The 21,231-nt window shown below is 48.7% G+C and carries 19 protein-coding genes; 6 read left to right on the forward strand and 13 right to left on the reverse strand.

Annotation, left to right across the window (positions count from 1 at the left end):
* Positions 1 to 89: 89 nt before the first annotated feature.
* Positions 90 to 1,379, reverse strand: coding sequence for a phosphoribosylamine--glycine ligase (gene purD, locus AACQ93_RS00980; protein ID WP_064601607.1), 1,290 nt, complete (start codon positions 1,377 to 1,379; stop codon positions 90 to 92).
* A gap of 210 nt (positions 1,380 to 1,589) precedes the next feature.
* On the reverse strand, positions 1,590 to 3,215 hold the full coding sequence (gene purH, locus AACQ93_RS00985; protein WP_064601608.1) for a bifunctional phosphoribosylaminoimidazolecarboxamide formyltransferase/IMP cyclohydrolase: 1,626 nt from the start codon (positions 3,213 to 3,215) through the stop codon (positions 1,590 to 1,592).
* Positions 3,216 to 3,445: 230 nt separating this feature from the next.
* Between purH and zntR the strand changes: the two genes are divergently transcribed.
* On the forward strand, positions 3,446 to 3,862 hold the full coding sequence (gene zntR, locus AACQ93_RS00990; protein ID WP_064601609.1) for a Zn(2+)-responsive transcriptional regulator: 417 nt from the start codon (positions 3,446 to 3,448) through the stop codon (positions 3,860 to 3,862).
* 216 nt (positions 3,863 to 4,078) lie between these two features.
* Here zntR and AACQ93_RS00995 read toward each other — a convergent pair whose 3' ends face one another.
* Positions 4,079 to 4,663: a zinc-binding dehydrogenase gene (locus AACQ93_RS00995; protein ID WP_232323261.1), complete on the reverse strand. Its 585-nt coding sequence runs from the start codon at positions 4,661 to 4,663 to the stop codon at positions 4,079 to 4,081.
* A 207-nt stretch (positions 4,664 to 4,870) separates the two neighbouring features.
* On the opposite strand from AACQ93_RS00995, the gene ppnP reads away from it, so the two are divergent.
* The 5 genes from ppnP (at position 4,871) to AACQ93_RS01020 (ending at position 9,234) form a co-directional block, all read left to right on the forward strand.
* Positions 4,871 to 5,152 carry a pyrimidine/purine nucleoside phosphorylase gene (gene ppnP / locus AACQ93_RS01000; protein WP_007462831.1) on the forward strand — a complete coding sequence of 94 codons (282 nt, stop codon included), beginning with the start codon at positions 4,871 to 4,873 and terminating at the stop codon, positions 5,150 to 5,152.
* 296 nt (positions 5,153 to 5,448) lie between these two features.
* Positions 5,449 to 6,654 (forward strand): tyrosine-type recombinase/integrase, encoded by a 1,206-nt coding sequence (locus tag AACQ93_RS01005; RefSeq protein WP_064601610.1) that lies wholly within the window; start codon positions 5,449 to 5,451, stop codon positions 6,652 to 6,654.
* Positions 6,655 to 6,834: 180 nt separating this feature from the next.
* On the forward strand, positions 6,835 to 7,065 hold the full coding sequence (locus AACQ93_RS01010; protein WP_064601611.1) for a helix-turn-helix transcriptional regulator: 231 nt from the start codon (positions 6,835 to 6,837) through the stop codon (positions 7,063 to 7,065).
* 8 nt (positions 7,066 to 7,073) lie between these two features.
* On the forward strand, positions 7,074 to 7,487 hold the full coding sequence (locus AACQ93_RS01015) for a hypothetical protein (RefSeq protein WP_064601612.1): 414 nt from the start codon (positions 7,074 to 7,076) through the stop codon (positions 7,485 to 7,487).
* A 139-nt stretch (positions 7,488 to 7,626) separates the two neighbouring features.
* Complete coding sequence (locus AACQ93_RS01020) at positions 7,627 to 9,234, forward strand: virulence-associated E family protein (protein ID WP_232323262.1); 1,608 nt, start codon at positions 7,627 to 7,629, stop codon at positions 9,232 to 9,234.
* A gap of 169 nt (positions 9,235 to 9,403) precedes the next feature.
* Here the strand turns inward: AACQ93_RS01020 and AACQ93_RS01025 are convergent, their stop codons facing one another.
* The 10 genes from AACQ93_RS01025 to acs all read right to left on the reverse strand — a co-directional run bounded on the left by AACQ93_RS01025 (position 9,404) and on the right by acs (position 21,188).
* Positions 9,404 to 11,083, reverse strand: coding sequence for a reverse transcriptase domain-containing protein (locus AACQ93_RS01025; RefSeq protein ID WP_064601613.1), 1,680 nt, complete (start codon positions 11,081 to 11,083; stop codon positions 9,404 to 9,406).
* 953 nt (positions 11,084 to 12,036) lie between these two features.
* Positions 12,037 to 12,333, reverse strand: coding sequence for a DNA-binding transcriptional regulator Fis (fis, locus tag AACQ93_RS01030; RefSeq protein ID WP_005372656.1), 297 nt, complete (start codon positions 12,331 to 12,333; stop codon positions 12,037 to 12,039).
* 22 nt (positions 12,334 to 12,355) lie between these two features.
* Positions 12,356 to 13,321: a tRNA dihydrouridine synthase DusB gene (gene dusB, locus AACQ93_RS01035; protein ID WP_036798777.1), complete on the reverse strand. Its 966-nt coding sequence runs from the start codon at positions 13,319 to 13,321 to the stop codon at positions 12,356 to 12,358.
* 164 nt (positions 13,322 to 13,485) lie between these two features.
* On the reverse strand, positions 13,486 to 14,370 hold the full coding sequence (gene prmA, locus AACQ93_RS01040; RefSeq protein WP_064601614.1) for a 50S ribosomal protein L11 methyltransferase: 885 nt from the start codon (positions 14,368 to 14,370) through the stop codon (positions 13,486 to 13,488).
* 163 nt (positions 14,371 to 14,533) lie between these two features.
* Positions 14,534 to 15,994, reverse strand: a complete 1,461-nt coding sequence (panF, locus tag AACQ93_RS01045; RefSeq protein WP_064601615.1) for a sodium/pantothenate symporter — start codon at positions 15,992 to 15,994, stop codon at positions 14,534 to 14,536.
* Positions 15,987 to 16,268 (reverse strand): YhdT family protein, encoded by a 282-nt coding sequence (locus tag AACQ93_RS01050; protein WP_007462861.1) that lies wholly within the window; start codon positions 16,266 to 16,268, stop codon positions 15,987 to 15,989. Before AACQ93_RS01050 ends, panF begins: the two co-directional genes overlap by 8 nt.
* A 195-nt stretch (positions 16,269 to 16,463) precedes the next feature.
* Entirely contained in the window at positions 16,464 to 17,807 is a 1,344-nt protein-coding gene (accC, locus tag AACQ93_RS01055) for an acetyl-CoA carboxylase biotin carboxylase subunit (RefSeq protein ID WP_007462862.1), read from the reverse strand.
* Positions 17,808 to 17,819: 12 nt separating this feature from the next.
* On the reverse strand, positions 17,820 to 18,281 hold the full coding sequence (accB, locus tag AACQ93_RS01060; RefSeq protein WP_064601616.1) for an acetyl-CoA carboxylase biotin carboxyl carrier protein: 462 nt from the start codon (positions 18,279 to 18,281) through the stop codon (positions 17,820 to 17,822).
* 27 nt (positions 18,282 to 18,308) lie between these two features.
* Positions 18,309 to 18,761, reverse strand: coding sequence for a type II 3-dehydroquinate dehydratase (gene aroQ / locus AACQ93_RS01065; protein WP_007462866.1), 453 nt, complete (start codon positions 18,759 to 18,761; stop codon positions 18,309 to 18,311).
* Positions 18,762 to 19,238: 477 nt separating this feature from the next.
* Positions 19,239 to 21,188 carry an acetate--CoA ligase gene (gene acs, locus AACQ93_RS01070; protein ID WP_064601617.1) on the reverse strand — a complete coding sequence of 650 codons (1,950 nt, stop codon included), beginning with the start codon at positions 21,186 to 21,188 and terminating at the stop codon, positions 19,239 to 19,241.
* Between the last annotated feature and the right edge of the window lie 43 nt (positions 21,189 to 21,231).

Raw genomic sequence — 21,231 nt, forward strand, 5'->3', positions numbered from 1 at the left:
CGCTAATCAGGTTCAGCAATAAAAAACGCGCCAGAAGGCGCGTTTTGTGTCTTTTGGGGTAGTTGGCGGGGGTATTTACTACTCGGGCGTTAGTTTTGCTGTTCGCGGGCGATGGCTCGGTAGCCGATGTCATCACGATGGAACATGCCATCCCATGAAATCTGGCTTGCCAGTGCATAGGCGCGTTGCTGCGCCTCAGAGACACTTTCACCCATCGCTGTGGCACAAAGCACTCGTCCGCCGTTTGTCACAATCTCACCAATGTTATTGGCCGTACCGGCATGGAAAACCTTTTCGCCTTCACATTCTTGCTGTGGCAGGCCGGAAATCACATCACCTTTGTTGTATGACGCCGGGTAACCGCCGGCAGCAAGGACAACACCGATAGAGGCGCGTGGATCCCACTTAGATTGAACGGTATCGAGTTTGCCGTCGATGGCAGCAAGACACAGCTCAACCAGATCAGACTGCATGCGCAGCATGATTGGCTGGGTTTCCGGATCACCGAAGCGGCAGTTGTACTCAATGACTTTCGGTGTGCCGTCAGCCATGATCATCAGGCCGGCGTAGAGGAAACCGGTATAAGGGGCCCTTTCGGCTGCCATGCCACGCACCGTCGGGTAAATCACCTCTTCCATCACACGGTCGTGAATTTCCTGCGTAACCACAGGTGCCGGGGAGTAGGCACCCATACCGCCGGTGTTTGGCCCGGTATCACCGTTGCCCACACGCTTGTGATCCTGGCTGGTGGCCATCGGTAGGACATGCTCACCGTCGACCATGACGATGAAACTTGCTTCCTCACCATCGAGGAATTCTTCAATTACCACCCGGTGCCCGGCTTCGCCGAAGGCATTGCCGGCTAGCATATCGCGTACAGCAGCTTCGGCTTCTTCCAGTGTCATGGCGACAATGACGCCTTTACCGGCTGCCAGGCCATCGGCCTTGACGACGATAGGGGCGCCTTTTTCGCGCAGGTAGGCCAGTGCTGGCTCGATTTCAGTGAAGTTCTGGTATTCTGCCGTCGGGATCTGATGACGGGCCAGAAAGTCTTTCGTGAAGGCTTTGGAGCCTTCCAGTTGGGCCGCTGCTTCTGTCGGGCCGAAAATTGGCAGTCCGGCAGCCTGGAAAGCGTCGACTACACCGATAACCAGCGGGGCTTCCGGGCCGACGATCGTCAGTTCAATCTGGTTAGTTCGGGCAAATTCAACCAGAGCCGGGATGTCTTCTACGCCAATAGCGACATTTTCGACGTTGGGCTCCAGGGCGCTGCCTGCGTTGCCCGGTGCGACAAAGACGGTTTCAACACGGGCAGACTGAGCGGCTTTCCATGCCAAGGCGTGCTCACGCCCACCATTACCTATAATCAAAACTTTCATAATTTTACCTTTGATAGCTTCGCCATATGGCCAACTTCTGTGTCACGCATGCCCACTTATATCCATAAGCTCAGCGTGCGCTCCTTGAATTAAGCCATCTGGCTTTGCTCTAAAATTAAAATCTTTAAGCTGCGTTGTAGGGTTAAAGCTACAACAGTCCGTGTTCTTAAAATCAAATAAAGCTCAGGGTTTCCCCTGAGCCTGTGTTGATTAGTGGCGGAAGTGGCGCATGCCAGTGAAGACCATGGCCATACCATGTTCATCTGCAGCAGCAATGACTTCTTCATCGCGCATTGAGCCGCCAGGCTGGATCACACAGGTGATACCGGCTTCTGCTGCGGCATCGATACCGTCGCGGAACGGGAAGAAGGCGTCAGAGGCCATTACGCTGCCTGCAACTTCCAGGTTTTCGTCGGCTGCTTTGATCCCGGCGATTTTGGCGGAGTAGACCCGGCTCATCTGACCGGCACCGACACCAATGGTCATGTCGTTTTTGGCGTAGACGATGGCATTGGATTTCACGTATTTGGCAACCTTCCAGCAGAACAGGGCATCGCGCAGCTCATCTTCGCTTGGCTGACGCTTGGAGACGACTTTCAGCTCCTCGTGGCTGACCATACCCTGGTCGCGGTCCTGAACCAGCAAGCCGCCGTTAACACGTTTGAGATCAAAGCCGGTGGTTTTGTCAGACCATTCTCCGCATTCCAGTAGGCGGACGTTCTTTTTCGCTGCAACGGCGTCGGCAGCTTCTGCTGTAACTGTTGGGGCAATGATCACTTCGACAAACTGACGCTCAACAATAGCTTGGGCTGTTGCAGCATCCAGCTCACGGTTGAAGGCAATGATGCCGCCAAAAGCGGATGTCGGATCGGTCTGGTAAGCGCGGTTATAAGCTTCCAGAATACTGTCGCCCAGTGCCACGCCACACGGGTTGGCATGTTTAACAATCACACAGGCCGGCTGGTCGAATTCTTTCACGCATTCCAGCGCAGCATCCGTGTCGGCGATGTTGTTGTAGGAAAGGGCCTTGCCCTGCAACTGGCGGGTTGTTGCCACAGAAGCTTCCTGTGGATTGCTTTCAACGTAGAAGGCAGCAGCTTGATGGCTGTTTTCGCCATAGCGCATGTCCTGCTTCTTCTCGAACTGCTGATTGAAGGTGCGTGGGAACTTACTTTTAGTTTCAGGAGAAGGTTTATCAACTTCTTGCCCTTGTTTATAAAGAGCAGGGTCGCCGTAAGACGGCACCATGGTACCGAAGTAGTTGGCGATCATGCCGTCATAGGCGGCGGTATGCTCAAAGGCGGCGATAGCAAGATCGAAGCGGGTAGCATGGGTCAGAGAGCCGCTATTGGCTTCCAGTTCGGCCAGAACACGGCCATAGTCATGGGCGTTTACCACAATAGTGACATCTTTGTGGTTTTTCGCCGCAGAACGAACCATAGTCGGGCCGCCGATATCGATATTTTCCACCGCATCTTCCAGTGTGCATCCAGCTTTAGCGACTGTCTGAGCAAACGGGTAGAGGTTAACGACCACCAAATCAATCGGGTTGATACCATGCTCGGCCATGACGGTATCATCCTGGCCGCGGCGACCTAATACACCGCCGTGTACTTTTGGGTGAAGGGTTTTGACCCGGCCATCCATCATTTCCGGAAAGCCAGTGTAATCCGATACTTCTGTTACTTTAATGCCTTGCTCGGCAAGCAGACGGGCAGTGCCGCCAGTAGAAAGGATGTCAACACCACGGTTGGCGAGGGCTTGTGCAAATTCAACAATACCTGTTTTGTCTGATACGCTGATCAATGCACGGCGAATAGGACGAGCGTTTTCCATTGCTACCATCTCTTTTATACACGGGGGAATATTTGCCAAAAACCATGGTGGTATAGGCGCTGGCTTTTGGCAAATAGACTCAGCTAGAATCGGGGAGCCTGATAATGGTTACCGGTCATGTCAATGGCGGTATTTTACATGAATTCCGGTGTTGCGCAAACGTTTGCTTTTTTTTGTTTTCGCGGCACTTGTCTATGCAATTTTGCATTAAGTATAGAAAAGAGTCTGGTATGTATCTGATAGGACAGTTGGCAAAATTGTGTGATGTCAGCAGCGATACGTTACGGTTTTATGAGAAAAACGGGTTGTTGCGGCCAGCCGGTCGTAGCGAGAGTGGGTATCGCCTCTACAGCGAGGATGACAAGTCGCGGGTGAAATTTATCTTGCGGGCAAAAGCGATTGGCCTGAGCTTGGATGAAATACGGGAATTGCTGGATATTCGGCTGGAAGCCTGCCAGCACAGCTGTGCGGAGGTGAAGGCGATCACTCAGGCTAAGCTTGATGAAGTTGACCGTAAAATGGCAGAGCTGAAACGCATCCGCACCGCTTTGAAGAAGCTGAATGATGCCTGCTGTGGTCACGCTGACGATGATGCCAGCCACTGCTCGATCCTCGAAGCTCTGGCGGATGAGGGCGAGGCGCACTAGTGCTCGGATGAAATGACTTGTTTTGATGGACCTGTGTTTTACTGAAAAGCCCCTGAGCGGGTTGATGGTACTTACCGGATAATATTTTATCCGGTAAGTACAGTTTTATATCAGGCAAATTATTGCTCAGTTTGAAATATGGATTAGGACATATCCATTACAATACGGCCGTTGATTTCCCCTTTTTCCATGTCAGCGAAGATGTCATTGATATCTTCAAGGTGTTTGACCATCGATGATGGCTTTGACTTTACCTTCGGCGGCAAACTGCAGGCATTCCTGAAGGTCTTTGCGGGTACCGATGATGGGGCCGATGATTTTTACCCCGTTGAGCACCGTATCGAAGATTGGAACCGGCATTTCATCCGGTGGCTGGCCAACCAGAACACAAGCCCCGCCACGACGGACTGACTTATAGGCTTCTTCGAAAGCTGATTTGGATACCGCAGTACAAACTACGCCGTGTACACCGCCAACTAACGCCTGAACAGCTTCTGACGGGCTCTGCTTCATAAAATCGATACAATGCGTCGCTCCGAGCTCTTTGGCCAGGGCGAGCTTTTCAGCGCCGGTATCAATGGCGATCACATTCATCCCCATCGCAACCGCGTACTGAATTGCCAGGTGCCCCAGACCACCGGCTCCGACAATGGCTACCCATTGCCCTGGTTTTACGCCGATGACTTTTAGTGCCTTATAGGTGGTAACACCGGCGCAGAATAGCGGTGCAGCGTCGATATAGCTGATGTTGTCGGGAATTTTAATTACAACCCAATCAGCGCTAGTGATAATTATTATCATCCGAGCTGTTTTAATGTGATGGTTTTCATATAACGACGGCCATTATGTTTCACTGCTATTGAGGTGGCTCGAAGTTCTTGATGAGAATTTTATGTTATCGATGAGTGGCTGTTTTTCCAGAAAGAGAAAAAGTGGTGATGGGTGTTGGGGAAAGCACGTTAACTATGGTAGCTTCGAAGTATCAAGGAATTAGTGACAGGGAAAGCTATGCTTAAAGTTAACGAGTATTTTGATGGTCAGGTTCAGTCTCTGGGTTTTGAAAGCCAGGGCGAGCGAGCCAGTGTCGGGGTAATGATGCCGGGGGAATACCGTTTCTCTACAGCTGCACCTGAGCGGATGACGGTAGTCAAAGGGGCGCTGACCGTGAAGTTGCCGGGTCATATCGACTGGGAAACTTATCATGCCGGAGACAGCTTTGAAGTGCCGGGAGATGCCTCTTTCCATGTGGAAGTCAGCCAGACGACCGCGTACCTGTGTGATTATCTGTAATCACGGCTAGGCCCTGAGACAGCACACAATAAACGCAAAAAAGCCTGCACCAGAGGTACAGGCTTTTCCAAGCAGGGTACTAAACCGGTTGGATTAGTTCATGCCGTACGAATTCAAGTCTTGTTTTATTACATTTCATTTCTAATCATTTTGCCCACCAAACCTCTTGATTTAATGTGATTTTGTTACTATCCATGTTTCATGGCGATTCACGTTCATTCGTGACTTGTCAAAGGATTTGAGTCACTGTTGAGTCACCATTTTGTGTGAGTCACCAAAAATTGAGGGTGGGGTATATGAGCAAGCTAACCACGAAACAGCTTGATGCCATATTAGGGAAGCCACAAAAAAAACGATATACACTCAGTGATGGTAATGGTCTGGGGGCCAGAGTTTCATTAAAAGGAAAGGTTAGCTGGGAACTACGATACAGACAGCCAGGCGAAAAACAATCTCGTGTTGAGTTAGGCAATTACCCTGATGTCACTTTAAAAATAGCAAGAGCTAAAGCTATGGAATACCGTGCTATGGTGGCAATGGGCAAAGACCCTCGCACTGAATTAAAGTTGGCTAGGATGGAGAGCATTAGGCCTGTTACTGTAAAAGATGCTTTGGATTATTGGTTGAAGACTTATGCCTATGATAACCGTGCTAATGCCCATAAACATGAGCGGCAATTTGAGAAGCATGTTTACCCGTATATTGGTGATTTACCTTTAAAGGATACAGAAACACGTCATTGGTTAGAGGTTTTCGATCGTATTAAGAAAGTTGCTCCAGTAGCTGCTGGCTATATCTTTCAAAACTGTAAGCAGGCTTTACGTTATTGTGATGTTCGCCAATATGCTACCAGCCACGCATTAGTTAATTTGACTGTGAATGATGTGGGTAAGAAGCAGTCACAACGGGACAGAGTTCTTACTGATCGGGAGCTTGCTGAACTTTGGAATTGGCTGGATACAGATACCACGACCATGTATTACCGCACATTGATTCGGTTACTTTTTGTTTTTGGTGCTCGAACACAGGAAGTACGGTTGAGCCGATGGAAGGAATGGGACCTAAAAGCCAGGATTTGGACTGTGCCGAAAGAGCATACGAAAAATCGAACTGAGATACAGCGTCCCATCCCCAGCAGAGTGATTCCGTGGCTGGAAGCTATTAGGCGACATACAGGTAATTCAGAATTTCTGTTAGGTGAAATTAAGAACGAATGCGCTGTAAGTCAAACTGGGCGTAATATTTGGAAGCGATTAGGGCACGCCTCTCCATGGACGTTACATAGCGCTCGTCATACATTGGAGACAAAATGGTCTGACATGCGGATTGCTCCCCATATAGGACGAACCATTACAGGACATGTACTGCCGGGAACTATGAGCATTTATAACCGTTCGCAATTTCTTTTAGAAAAGTTGGAAGCCCTGGAGCTATGGTTGGATCGTTTGGAGTTGCTGACTGGTCAAAATGATAATGTTGTCATAATAGCTGGAACAAGTTGATACGATATAAATCGTCTTGATCACTTCCTAAGTTTGGGGTAAATTATCCCAATAATGAAAAAAGCCGCGTTTTTGACGTGGCTTTTTTTGTGCCTGAAATTCGAACCCGCCTTAGTGCGGGTTTTTTTATACCTAAATATCAGCCCCTTATGGGGCTTTTTTTGTATATAAGGAAGTTAAATGAATACAGAACTAGTCTCCAATGATATGGCACAGGTAAGTAATTCTTCTGACCGCTTTGTTCGAGAAAAGGAACGTCAGCAAATTACACAGATATCTCGCTCGACAGCTTGGCGTCTAGAGCAAGAAGGTAAGTTTCCCGCACGTCGGCAAATAGGAGGACGTGCTGTTGGCTGGCTTCACTCAGAATTAATGGATTGGGTTAACAACCAACCAAAAGTAGGAGCTTAGGGGGAGATATGGATAAAAAAATTTCAACCAAGCTCAAAACAGCTTCGATGACCGCTCATGATTCAATTAAAAAAACAGATAAGGTAACTCGGGTACTGTTACATATCTTGCAATCACCACATGGTGTTACGGAGAAAAGTATTAACCGCTATGCCTGCGTAATGAGTGGGCGAAATTATATTTCTGAGTTAGAGCGAAAGCACGGAATAACATTTGTGAAGCCTCGCCTGAGGCTGCTTAGTCGAGATGGAAGCTATTATAGTATTTACCAATTATTAGACAGTAAAGAAGCCATAAAATTGGCCAAATTGTTGCGCTTACGTTGTATCAAACTGGGGATGTCGGTACTTTCTCGAGCGGAATTGGAAACGATGGCCTCTGCGTTTCCTGATCGTTCCGAGCAACTGGTCACTTTCGCTTAACTTCTTCTTTCTTTACCGTTCAAACGCCTAACTTGAATCATCCCATGCCTTGGGAGGGCGAAGCTTTACCTTAATTCAGGAATTCAAATATGAGTGGATATATTAATTTGTTCTGCTTGCTATTACAGGAGGTTGCGTAATGGCGGCTAAATCAAGACAAGAATTGGAGAGCTTAACAAATGCTGATCTTATGCTGGGATATTACTTACTTCATACTAGTTTAGATGGCAGTAATTCTTTATTACCGCAGGCTGCCACAAAAGCTGCTTCGTTAGCTTCACATAGTGGATTAATTGAGCTTTATTATGAAGCTACGGGGTGTGAGGAAGGGATCTACAGATGGGCAAATGTGTCGAGGAATGAGCGCCGAGAGGCGCTCATTTGCGTAATTGGGTTCGATAATTTCCAAAAGATAGTTAAGTCTTATTATGTTGTTGATGAATTTACAGGGGATACTGTTAAGTTTTTAGACGATTATCGGGTAGCAGGTGAAGAACAAAGGCATATAAGTGGAATATATGCGAAGGATGTTTACTTCCCTGATTTGAATGATAACGCGAGACCATTAGGTACCTTTGATAATTTGGCAGTATTAGTGAAGCAATTAGGGCTGGTTCCGGCTCAAAACGCTATGAATCTGGAATTGGAAATTCTAAAAGATGGTAGGCCGATAACATCAACATTTGAGGCTCAACGAAGCTTCCTTATTAGTGAGTGCTTAAAAGCAGGACTCCCAAAGTCTGTAATTGATGATCATATGACAGCACTGTGTGAACAGAATAAGTATCACCCTATTCAATCTTATCTGGGTGATGGCAAATGGGATGGTATTGAACGTGTTAATCCATTAATAGAGGCAATGAATGCGAAGGATAAGAGCATTGCCCTAGTTGTAATGAAGAAATGGTTTGTAGCTTGTGTAGCAGCGATTTATGAGCCGTCGTTCAGCTGTAAAGTAGTACCTGTATTACAAAGTGGTCAGTCATTTAGGAAAACAGCCTTTATCAGTCGCTTTGCTAACGTTTTGCCGGGGGCTTTTTTAGAAGGTGCTGAGTTAAATCCAGACAACAAGGATTCAGTGTTAAGTAGCATTAAGAGTTGGATTGTTGAACTTGGGGAACTGGAACGCACATCCAAAAATAGCCAGGGGAGTTTAAAGGCATTCATTACGAAGGCGATTGATAGTGTTCGTCCACCATACGCAAGAGCCGATATAAAGAAAAAACGCCAAACTACTTTGATAGCATCGGTGAATGGCTCAGAGTTCCTACGGGACGAAACAGGATCAAGTCGCTATGCTGTGATTGAGTTGGGACAGCCTATAAATATGGATGCGGTAAACAAACTGCTCGGCTGGCAGTATAACGGTGGTAGAACAATTCTCTCTGAGCCAGAAAACCTAAGGCAATTCTGGTTAGAAGTGAAGGCCATGTATGATGGAGGCGCTTCTTGGGAGCTTACAGAGGCTGAGTTAACTTTGATTGTTGGGGCTAATGACCAGCATAAATTTAAAGGTGATTATCGTGTCATGTTGGAGGAGCGTTTTTTAGATGTTGATATGAACGGTAGAGCCTACCAATGGATGAAAGCAAGTGAGGTATGCTTATATTGCGATATTCCAGCTACAAAGGCTCGCGTTATCGGTAAGGCGCTCAAAGGTATGGTACAGGATGGTTTGATTGAGTCTAAAGAGGGGCGCTCCAGAATCGTGGTCTACAAGTTGCCAATGATAATTGAACGGCAGTGAATGGCAATTCAAGTCGACGATTGAACCAATCAGGATTTCTTAACTGGCGGATTGCCATTGTTGAAAAAATCATGGCGGAATTTTTCATTAATGGGTAAAACCGAGTTAGATTTAAGAGGCTAACTCGGTTTGATTCTGGATCAAAATCTGTTTACCGTTAGAGTCGTTGCTAGCTTTTTTCTTTCGCATATGCCAATAAAGTGGATATTGGAATAAAGCCATGTAACTTAGTTGAATTATCGTGCTTAGGTGAACCTATTGCCGCAATACCAATGACTTCATACTTATCATTGAGCACCGGTCCTCCACTGTTTCCATGGATTACTGGAATATCTAGCAACCAAAGCTTCTCACCATAAAGCATTTTAGACTGTATGATTTTCCCAGTGTTAATGTATGGTGTTTCTCCTGGTGAGTATTGTGGAAAACCTAGAACAGTAACCTTTGAGCCTATATTCAACATACTGTCATCGCCAACTTTAAGTCTTTTAATGCCATTGAAGTCGGTGGTAGGTTTTAAGATAGCAAGGTCCCTGGACTTACAAGACTTTTCAAAATTCACCAATCTTTTTTTGTCTTGCTCGAAGTATCTGTAAACATTCAGAAGCTCACTTAGTTCTTCGTCAATCCCGTCAACCACGTGTTCATTTGTTATTAATCCAATATCTTTTAATAGAAAAGCAGTGCCTTGAGCATAATCTAGTTCACTTTCGATAATGAAAATTGACTCACATGCTTTATCCAGTGGTGTTTTTATCAAGTCATGCTTTGGCTTTCCAATTCGAACCGAATAATCGTATGCTATTTTTCGGTATATTAAGTCATCAGCGCCCCTAACCATTTTGATGAAATTAATTCTACCTTTAACGATTTTTCTAAAAAATTGGCCTGCCTTTTCGTTTATCCGTCTTTGGTGCTTCTCGAAGACCGTTTTGCCATGATAGCTCTGAAGATACTCTGACTCAGCTTGTTCAAGTCCAAACCTTTTCCACGCATAAAGCATTGACCTAGTTTGCCTGATAAATTTCCTGGAAACATTCATGCGCTCATTAACAATAATGCCAGTAACCGCCTGTTTTTGGCTTCTTGAAGCAATCCGTGTCTTTTGACTATTTATGGTAAAACCATTTTCTGAAATTACGTTTTTTAACTCTGTTCCTAAATACAACTGTAACTCACGGGTCACAGTTACTATTTGATTCGGTAACCGCCCCCTAGTCTGAGTAAATGAAAACGTAATGTCATCCGCATAACGTGTATATGAGCAGCGATTATTGGCTGCTAAGGTTTGAAGTTGTTTATCTAATCGATAAGCAATCATGTTCGATATTATGGGAGATGTTGGAGCGCCTTGAGGAAGCTTACCATTGTGACAGCATAAATGAGCGAGAACTGTAGCGACAGGTAAAGGTAAGTTTACTGGGTGGGACTGAAATAAGTTTCGAACGCGGCCAAAGTGGATTGAGCCAAAGAAATCTAAAAGATCTAAGTTGAGCACATATTTTTTGTCTACATGACAAGAGGCATTGCTCACAATACTTCGTTCAGGAACAAAACCATGTGTGGATTTTCTGGGTGAATACAGTGCTGACAATTCTTTGCTTATTAGCTTTTGTATTTCTTTTAATTTCTTTTTTGGTGCTTCTATTAAGCGATACTCACCATTTTTTTTAGGAATATGGAAACCACGATAGTGAATGCTGGTGGATGGGTAAAATAAGTTCTGTAGCTCTGAGTAAGAAGCAAAGCCAAGGAACCTAGCTAACCTTTCAACGCAGACACACTGATTTAAGGTTGTTGGTGTGGTTATTGGACTAATAAGTGAGAATATAGATATGGCAGATGTCATTGATGACCCAGACTAATTTCATGAACCATGAAAAACGAGGCGATTTTGTTTTCTCTTATACAGCGTAACGGCTGCAACATTTTAGATGACAACCGGAAAAAGAAACATGCTTATGACCGCCGCAGATTAACAGCAGAAAGTTAAACTCTCGCCTCTTTGATTAAAGTTACACCAAGGTTTGTTGTGTTTCAATATTTTTCAAGGGAATGGTTATGTATCTGAAGGACATTTAACTTCTAATTTCAGTAAAACTATTTCATCCATTCACCCCACATACACTGAAGCCTTATATATCAACGGTGGTTGGATAATGAAAGAAAAGGATGAAAGAGGCTTTTATCTTTCATCCTTTACAACTATTCATTGATTCGCTGGTGATGACGGACAAAGAGTAAGTACCTTTCATCCATCGCTCCTAGCTTTTGTAAAACAATGGCTGGTGGTGTCTGGGGTGAATGGTGAAAGAATTAAGCTGGACTTTGAGGGAGGCCATAAAAGAGATGGAGAGCTTTGGGACAATCAAAGCAGATTGATAACCGCCTTGAGTTTATGGATGGAAATACCCTATAAACGTAATCAATGTTGCGCATTATTGTAGAAACGAAACCACAATGGATGCGCAGTTTCTCACCGTACTGATAGCCTCAAAGCCTTGCTAATACTGGCTCTATGTAGATTAGAGTGGATATTTTATAGATGCGCACTTTGCGCATGATGAATTACGCAATGCTGATATTTCTTATCATCCTAAAAATAGCAGTGCTGCGAACAATAAGTGATTAATTGTGAGGAGGCATTACTGATAATTGGGCAACCAATACCAGTTATTAGTGATGTTTTTGCTAAAACAGGAGGGTAGTTAACTCTTTTGAGTCACCAATGAGTCACTAAGTATTAAAGGGTTTGGTTTTCGTGGCCAAACCCTTTTGTATACAGTAACTTAATCTGTCAGATTAGTTCATGCCGTATTTTTTCAGTTTCTTGCGAAGCGTACCACGGTTGATACCCATCATAGTTGCTGCGCGAGTTTGGTTACCACGAGTGTACTGCATGATAGTGTCTAGTAGTGGTTGCTCAACTTCAGCAAGCACTAGCTCGTACAGATCATCGACTTCCTGACCGTTTAACTGAGCAAGGTAGTTTTTTAGTGACGCTTTTACAGAGTCACGTAGTGGCTTCTGTGTGATTTGGTCTTGTGAAGTTACAGTTGTCACTGTTAATGCTTCGGAAGTCAGATTTTGTTCGAACATATTCTGTAAGCTCTTCTAGTATTTATGCAACGTTTTCGAAGTAGCCTTGCAGCGCATCGAGTTGATGTTGTGCATCTTCGATTGCGTTGAAGGTCCGGCGAAAATCACCAGCAGGGGCATGTTCTTTCAAGTACCAAGACACGTGTTTACGTGCAATGCGCAACCCTAAGTACTCACCGTAGAAACGGTGAAGTTCCTGAACATGACCCAGCATAATGTCACCCACCTCATCCATAGAGGGTGCCGGCAGGTGTTCGCCAGTTGTTAAGTAATGGTGGATTTCACGGAAAATCCATGGTCGTCCCTGCGCAGGGCGGCCAATCATCAAAGCATCGGCACCGGTGTAATCCAGTACGAAGCGCGCCTTTTCCGGGGAGTCGATATCACCGTTAGCGATCACTGGAATGGAAATCGCTTCTTTCGCTGCTTTGATGTAATCGTATTCTGCTTCGCCTTTGTACATGCAGGCTTTGGTGCGGCCGTGAAGGGCCAGCGCCTGGATGCCGCATTGTTCGGCGAGCTTCGCAATGTCGACACAGTTTCGGTTTTCAATATCCCAGCCGGTACGCGTTTTCAGCGTCACAGGTACATCTACGGCATCGACGACAGAACGAAGAATTTCTTCGATCAGATGGGGATACTGCAGCAGGGCAGAACCTGCAAGGCGTTTGTTCACCTTTTTTGCAGGGCAACCCATGTTGATATCGATGATTTGGGCACCGTTTTCAACACTGAATTGCGCAGCCTCAGCCATCAGTTTCGGATCTGAGCCGGCGATTTGAACCGAGCGGATACCCGATTCGCCTTCATGAACCATGCGGTTCTGGGATTTAGACGTTTTCCATAAATCTGGATTGGACGACATCATTTCGCTTACAGCCATACCTGCACCGAAACGCAGGCAAAGTTCACGAAATGGCCGATCGGTCACACCCGCCATTGGCGCGACTATCAGCTGGTTTTTAAGTTGATAAGGACCGATTTTCAAACGTCTGTTCCTGACTGTGCCAGTAAGGGCGCGCATTTTACGCATTTTTTCTCTTTCTGAAAAGGCCAATAATTGAGCATTTAGTTTTTCAATTGCAAAACTGTATGATTTTCAAACTATTGGGTGTTTTTTGTTCAGAAAAATAGCGCCCTTCATTGTGCTTGTTATGCTTTGCGACCAGCAATTCGGCACCATTCTTCGCGTGCCACAACAGGATCCAGGGTCAGCTCATCGCTGTAGTAAGACGATACGTCTTCCGCCTGTGTTTCCAGAACGCCGGAAATTGCCAGTTGGCCACCGTCCTTCACCAGGCTTTTGATCACTGGAGAAAGTTCGCGTAGCGGGCCTGCCAGGATGTTGGCAACAACCACGTCAGCCTGGATATCCTGAGGCTGATCTTGTGGCAGGAACAGTTCCAGTTTGTCGGCAACGCCGTTACGTTCGGCATTGTCGCGGGAAGCCAGAATCGCTTGCGGGTCGATATCGATACCGATCACTTTTTCCGCACCTAGCTTGATAGCCGCAATGGCCAGGATGCCTGAGCCACAACCGAAGTCGATCACTGTCTTGCCAGTCAGATCCTGGCCGTCCAGCCATTCAAGGCACAGAGAGGTTGTCGGGTGAGTACCGGTACCGAATGCCAGGCCTGGATCCAGCAGGACGTTTACCGCATCCGGCTCCGGCGCTTCGCGCCAGCTTGGACAGATCCACAGGCGACGACCGAAACGCATTGGGTGGAAGTTTTCCATCCACTCGCGTTCCCAGTCTTTGTCTTCCAGCTGTTCGATCTTATAGGCGAAGTCGTCTGCGATCAGTGGGCTGTTCTTCAGCATCGAAAGGACGAAATCCATGTCGGCTTCAGCATCATATAAACCAACGACATCGGTATCACCCCACAGGCGGGTTTCACCTGGCAGCGGCTCGAAAACCGGGGTGTCTTGTGCGTCCAGGAAAGTGACGGACAGAGCACCGGTTTCTTCCATCAGCATATCGCCAATTGCTTCGGCATTGTCTGCTGTCGCGTTTAATTTTATTTGAATCCAAGGCATGGTTAATTCGCTTATTGTTTGACTACGGATCAAGGAAGCGGAGTCTAGCATAAAATTTAGTCAGCCCGCATCAACTTCGTTGGTCTGGCGGGGCTATGCGGGGGGATGGTGGAGACAAAAAGATAGCACCCGGAGGTGCTATCTTGTGGTGATTTGTTGTGAATCAGAGCTGATGTTGCGGGCTTGGTGCGGCAACTGGTTTTAGCAGGCTGCCCAGTACAAATATGACAAAACTCAGGGCGAGAGTTGGCACGATAGCATGCATACCGCCAAGATCCGGCTTCACCACGGACAGGCCGGCATAGCACACCAGGCCGGTGACCATGGAAGCAAATGCGCCTGCTGCGGAGGCTTTCTTCCAGTACAGGCCAAGCACCAACGGCCACAGGAACACCGCCTGCATACCACCGAAGGCCAGCAGGTTAAGCCAGATGATCATATCCGGCGGGTTAGTCGCGGCTACAAACACCAGGGCAGAGAAAATACCGGTAACCCACAGTGATAGCTTCGGCAGGCGGGATTCGGCTTCCGGCCCTTCGGCTGCTTTCGGGTTAATGTAGTTGAGGTACAGGTCCTTGAGCAGGGTGGCTGAAGCCTGGATCAGCTGGGAGTCGATGGTCGACATAATTGCAGCCATCGGCCCTGCCAGGAACACTCCGGCAACCACCGGCGGCAGTACTGTCATCATCAGCGTCGGCATGATTTGGTCCGGGCTGGCGATATCCGGCACGATAGCGCGACCAAGGGCGCCGGCCAGGTGCATACCCAGCATCAGGAAGGCCACCATGGCAGTACTGATCACCATGCCTTTGTGCAGCGATCCGCTGGACTTATAGGACATGCAGCGCACGGCGGCATGGGGCAGGCCGATCACACCGAAACAGACCAGCACCCAGAAGCTGAGCATAAACGGCTGGGATAGGAAGTTATCGGCTCCGAACGGTGTCACCAGCTCCGGGTTGATCTGGTGCAGCTCGGTAACCAGTTCACCGACGCTACCACCGGCATGGACAATCCCGACCAGCAGGGCAATGGTTCCAATGATCATCATGATGCCCTGGATGGTATCTGTCATCACTACCGCGCGGAAACCGCCGATGGTGGTATACAGCCCGACAGTGACGGCAAACAGCATCAGGCCATGGCTGTAGGAGAGGCCTGTGACGGTTTGCAACAGGCGGGCACCGCCGACAAACTGCACTACCATGGTACCGAAGAATGCCAGCAGTAGAGCCAGCGAAGCGAAGATCACCACCGCCCGGTTTTTATAGCGGGCATAAAGGATATCGTTGAGGGTCAGGGCATTGTGGCGACGGGCCTCAATGGCAAATTTTTTGCCAAGTACGCCCAGCGTCAACCAGGCTGCTGGTAGTTGGATCATCGCCAGCAGAACCCAGCCCAGACCCATTTTATAGGCTGCACCCGGGCCGCCGATAAATGAGCTGGCACTGGCATAGGTCGCCGCCAGGGTCATGGCCAGGACAAAACCGCCCATACTGCGGTTGCCGACCAGGTATTCATTGAGAAACCCTTTGCCGGTATTGCGGTGACGGCGGGTGAAAAGGGCCAGGCCGAAAACTGCGGCCAGATACAGGATGAGGGGGATTAACAGTTGGCTATTCATCAGTGGTGTCCTTGTCGACTTCCAGTGACATATCCTGGTAGATGTATTTCACCATCAGGGCACAGAGCAGAGTAAAAATTACCGGGCCGATGATGCAGGCCATCAGGAACCAGAGCGGGAAGCCCCAGTACAGTTCCGGTAAGGCCTCGTGTACATTGATTGGTGCCAAGCCATAGGCTGAGCAGTACCACCAGACGAAATAGGCGAGTGCCAGGCCTATCGCCCATTTGGCTTCCTTATGAGCCTGACGATAACGCGCTGCGAGCGTCTTCATGCCGAAGTCTCCAGTTGGTTGGGTACATTACTCACAGAAGTGGTTGAAAATACTGGAAATGAGTAATGTCTATGGAAAATAAGGTGGGGTATTGTGGCAAAAGTTAGAATTCAGCGCTAGAAAACACATCAAATTGCCATTGATTGAACTAAAAAAGGCTGCCTGAGGCAGCCTTTTGTATCTGTGGTTTTGCAATTATTGCAGACCCAGTTTCTTTTCCAGATAGTGGATGTTTGCACCACCGTGCTGGAAGTTCTCGTCAGCCATGATGTCCTGCTGCAGAGGAACGTTGGTCTTGATGCCGTCGATGATCATTTCACCCAGCGCGTTACGCATACGTGAAATTGCAACATCACGGTTCTCACCGTAGGCAATCAGCTTACCGATCATTGAGTCGTAGTGCGGTGGTACTGTGTAGCCGCTGTAGATGTGTGATTCCCAACGGATACCCATGCCGCCCGGCGCGTGGAAGCGCTCAATCTTGCCAGGACATGGCAGGAAACGCTCCGGATCTTCAGCATTGATACGACACTCAACCGCGTGGCCGCGGATCTGGATGTCTTTCTGGCTGAATGACAGTGGCTGGCCTGCTGCAATGCGCAGCTGCTCTTTGATCAGGTCAACGCCGGTTACCATTTCGGTCACTGGGTGCTCAACCTGGATACGGGTGTTCATTTCAATGAAGTAGAACTCGCCGTTTTCATACAGGAATTCGAATGTACCCGCACCACGGTAGCCGATTTCGATACAAGCACGGCAGCAGCGCTCACCGATGTACTTACGCATCTCTTCGGTGATGCCCGGAGCCGGTGCTTCTTCAACAACCTTCTGGTGGCGACGCTGCATTGAACAGTCACGCTCACCCAGGTGGATAGCACCGCCCTGGCCGTCAGCCAGTACCTGCACTTCAATGTGACGAGGGTTTTCCAGGAATTTCTCCATGTAAACCATGTCATTGTTGAAGGCTGCTTTTGCTTCTGCACGGGTCATGGCAATCGCTTCGGTCAGCTCAGCTTCGCTGCGAACCACACGCATACCACGACCGCCGCCGCCACCGGATGCCTTGATGATCACCGGGTAGCCGATACGTTTAGCGAAGGCTTTGTTTCTTGCTTCGTCGTCATCCAGCGGGCCGTCAGAGCCTGGTACACAAGGTACGCCAGCTTTTTTCATCGCGGTGATTGCAGACACTTTGTCACCCATCATACGGATGGTATCGGCTTTCGGGCCAACGAAGATGAAGCCGCTGCGCTCAACCTGCTCGGCGAAGTCTGCGTTTTCAGACAGGAAACCGTAACCCGGGTGGATAGCTACCGCACCGGTGATTTCAGCCGCACTGATAATACGCGGAATGTTCAGGTAACTTTCGGTGCCGCGAGCAGGACCGATACATACTGACTCGTCTGCCAGCAGTACGTGCTTCAGATCGCGGTCAGCAGTTGAGTGAACGGCAACAGTTTTGATGCCCAGTTCTTTACACGCGCGCAAGATACGCAGCGCGATTTCGCCTCGGTTGGCGATAACTAATTTATCTAACATAGACAGCCCCGGTTACTCGATGATAACTAGAGGCTGGTCGAACTCGACTGCATCACCGTCTTCAGCCAGGATCGCAACAACAGTACCTGCTTTGTCTGCTTCGATCTGGTTCATCATCTTCATTGCTTCAACGATGCACAGTGTGTCACCAACATTCACGCTCTGGCCTACTTCTACGAATGCTTTCGCATCTGGGCTTGGCGCGCGGTAGAAAGTACCAACCATTGGAGAAAGAACCTGATGGCCCGCAGGTGCAGCCGGCGCCGCCGGAGCTTCTGCTGGTGCTGCTTGAGCTGGTGCCGGAGCTGCTACTGGCGCAGGTGCTGCAGCAACAACTTGTGCCGGAGCTGCTACAGTTGCAACAGTCGAACTACGGCTGATGCGTACTGATTCTTCGCCTTCAGAGATTTCAAGTTCCGAGATACCAGACTCTTCAACCAGTTCAATTAGCTTTTTAATCTTACGAATATCCATTTATCTTTCTCTTATCTATATGTTCATTTAGCTTTCTGCTTGCAGGCGTCGTACAGCTGCACGCAGGGCGAATTCATAACCATCCGGGCCAAGACCGCAGATCACCCCGACAGCGACGTCAGACAGGTAAGAATGGTGGCGGAATGGCTCACGGGCATGGACGTTGGACAGGTGCACTTCAATAAACGGGATACTGACCCCGAGCAGGGCATCACGGATCGCCACACTGGTGTGAGTGAAAGCGGCCGGGTTGATAATGATGAAATCCACATTGCCTCGGGCATTGTGGATGGCATCGATCAGCTCATGCTCTGCGTTGGACTGAATGTGCTCAAGCGTCACACCAAGTTCAGTTGCTTTGGCAGTTAAATTCGTCACGATTTCAGCCAGGGTACTCTGACCGTAGTGGCCTGGTTCGCGAAGGCCCAGTAGATTCAGGTTAGGGCCGTTAATCAGTAAAATTCGTTGAATGGTCGACATCTTGACGTTAAATCACTCGTTTTTTGACGTTTTACTCTAACAATGTGCAGAGAACAACAATTCTGCTTCCTTGTGTCCCAATTTTAGCTGCCAAAACACGCTTGGAGAGCAATTATAGTGAATTCAATGCAAATCGCAGCAAAATACTGGTCTAATCACCACAGTTTTTTGTGGACACCTGTACGCTGTAATTATTGAGTCATTGCATTAGATGGCTGCGAGAATGCAGAGTTCAGCCGGATATATTTAAGTTGTTTTAAGTTGTGGCTGAGTTCGCGATTTTTATCCCTGATGTCGCTTTAATCCGCTTCCTGAATACAGAAACAGTGTGGATTGGGAGTGAAAATCTCTATTAGTGTAGTCGGTTTGGGGGAGAAAGTACGCGATCCTACGCGATGATTTTGTAACCAGTCGTTGATATTGTAATCGATATCAAAGAAAAGCAAAGCCGCCCGAAGGCGGCTTTATGTTGATGGTTTAAAGAACCTGTTGCTTTTCGGCTATCAGCTTTTCGACCACACTCGGATCGGCCAGTGTTGAGGTATCGCCCAGTGTGCCGGTATCGCCGGTGGCGATTTTGCGCAGAATTCGGCGCATGATCTTGCCTGAACGGGTTTTTGGTAGGGCGTCGGTCCAGTGCAGGAAGTCTGGGGTGGCGATCGGGCCGATTTCCTTGCGCACCCACTCTTTCACCTCTTTGTGCAGCTCGGCACTCGGGATTTCGCCGGCGTTAAGGGTGATATAGGCGTAGATTGCCTGTCCTTTGATGTCATGAGGTACCCCGACAACCGCGGCTTCAGCGATTTTGTCGAAGGCCACCAGAGCCGATTCAATTTCGGCGGTTCCCATACGGTGTCCGGATACGTTCAGAACGTCATCGACCCGGCCGGTGATCCAGTAATAGCCGTCTTCGTCGCGGCGGGCGCCGTCGCCGGTGAAGTACATGCCTTTGAAGGTTGAGAAGTAGGTTTGCTCAAAGCGCTCATGATCACCCCATAGGGTCCGCATTTGTCCCGGCCAGGAGTCAAGCATCACCAGGTTGCCTTCTGCTTCCCCATCGATGATATTGCCGATGTTATCAACCAGGGCCGGCTGGACGCCGAAGAACGGGCGGGTGGCGGAGCCTGGCTTGAGCTCGGTCGCGCCGGGTAGCGGGGTGATCAGGATGCCGCCGGTTTCGGTTTGCCACCAGGTATCGACAATCGGACAGAAGCTGTTACCGATAGTGCGGTGGTACCACTCCCAGGCTTCCGGGTTAATCGGTTCACCGACCGAGCCCAAGATGCGCAGGGTCGAACGCTCGGTGCCTTCAATAGCTTGGTCGCCTTTGGCCATCAGGGCGCGGATAGCGGTCGGGGCTGTGTACAGGATGTTGACGCCATGCTTGTCGACCACCTCGCTCATGCGGCTGGTGGATGGGTAGTTCGGCACCCCTTCGAACAAGATTGTTGTGGCACCGTTGGATAACGGGCCGTAGACCAGATAGCTGTGGCCGGTGATCCAGCCGACATCTGCGGTACACCAATAGATATCACCGTCATGGTAGTCAAACACATACTTGAAGGTCATGGTGGCATACACCAGGTAACCGCCAGTGGTGTGCAGCACACCTTTTGGCTTACCGGTTGAGCCCGAGGTATAGAGAATAAACATCGGGTCTTCGGCGTTCATCGGCTCTGGTTCACAGTGGGTTGAGGCGACAGCTGTTGTTTCGTGCCACCAGACATCGCGGTCGTCATCCCACGCGACTTCTGCTCCGGTGCGTTTAAAGACAATGACTTTCTCGACACTGGTGACTTCTTCATTTGCCAGTGCCGCATCAACGTTTTTCTTCAGCGGTACAGCTCGTCCGCCACGGATCCCTTCATCGGCAGTGACCACGACTTTGGCATCTGAGTCTGTGATACGGCCGGCCAGTGCCTCCGGTGAGAAGCCGCCAAAGACAATGGTGTGAACGGCACCGATGCGGGTACAGGCCAGCATGGCAACGGCCGCTTCGGCGACCATCGGCATGTAAAGGCAGACCACATCGCCTTTGCGGACGCCTTGGCTTTTCAGCGCATTGGCAAACTGGCACACCTGCTGGTGTAACTCATTGTAGGTCAGGGTGGCATCGTCGGCCGGGTCGTCACCTTCCCAGATGATGGCAACCTGGTCACCGCGGCTTGCAAGGTGGCGGTCGATACAGTTGGCAGAGACGTTCAGAACACCGTCTTCAAACCATTTGATACTGACGTGTCCGGTATCAAACGAGGTGTTTTTCACTTTGGTGTAAGGCTGGATCCAGTCAACAACCTGGCCATGTTCTCGCCAGAACCCTTCTGGATTAACGACGGAATGCTGGTACATCTCGCGGTATTGCTCATCGTTGATATGGGCCTTGGCGGCGATTTCCTTGTAGACCGGATAGATATGAACCTCACTCATTATTATTTTCTCCTTGTGTTTCCGTCATTGTCCGTTCCGGACC

Source organism: Photobacterium sp. J15 (genome assembly GCF_963870815.1).
Taxonomy (GTDB): Bacteria; Pseudomonadota; Gammaproteobacteria; order Enterobacterales; family Vibrionaceae; genus Photobacterium; species Photobacterium marinum.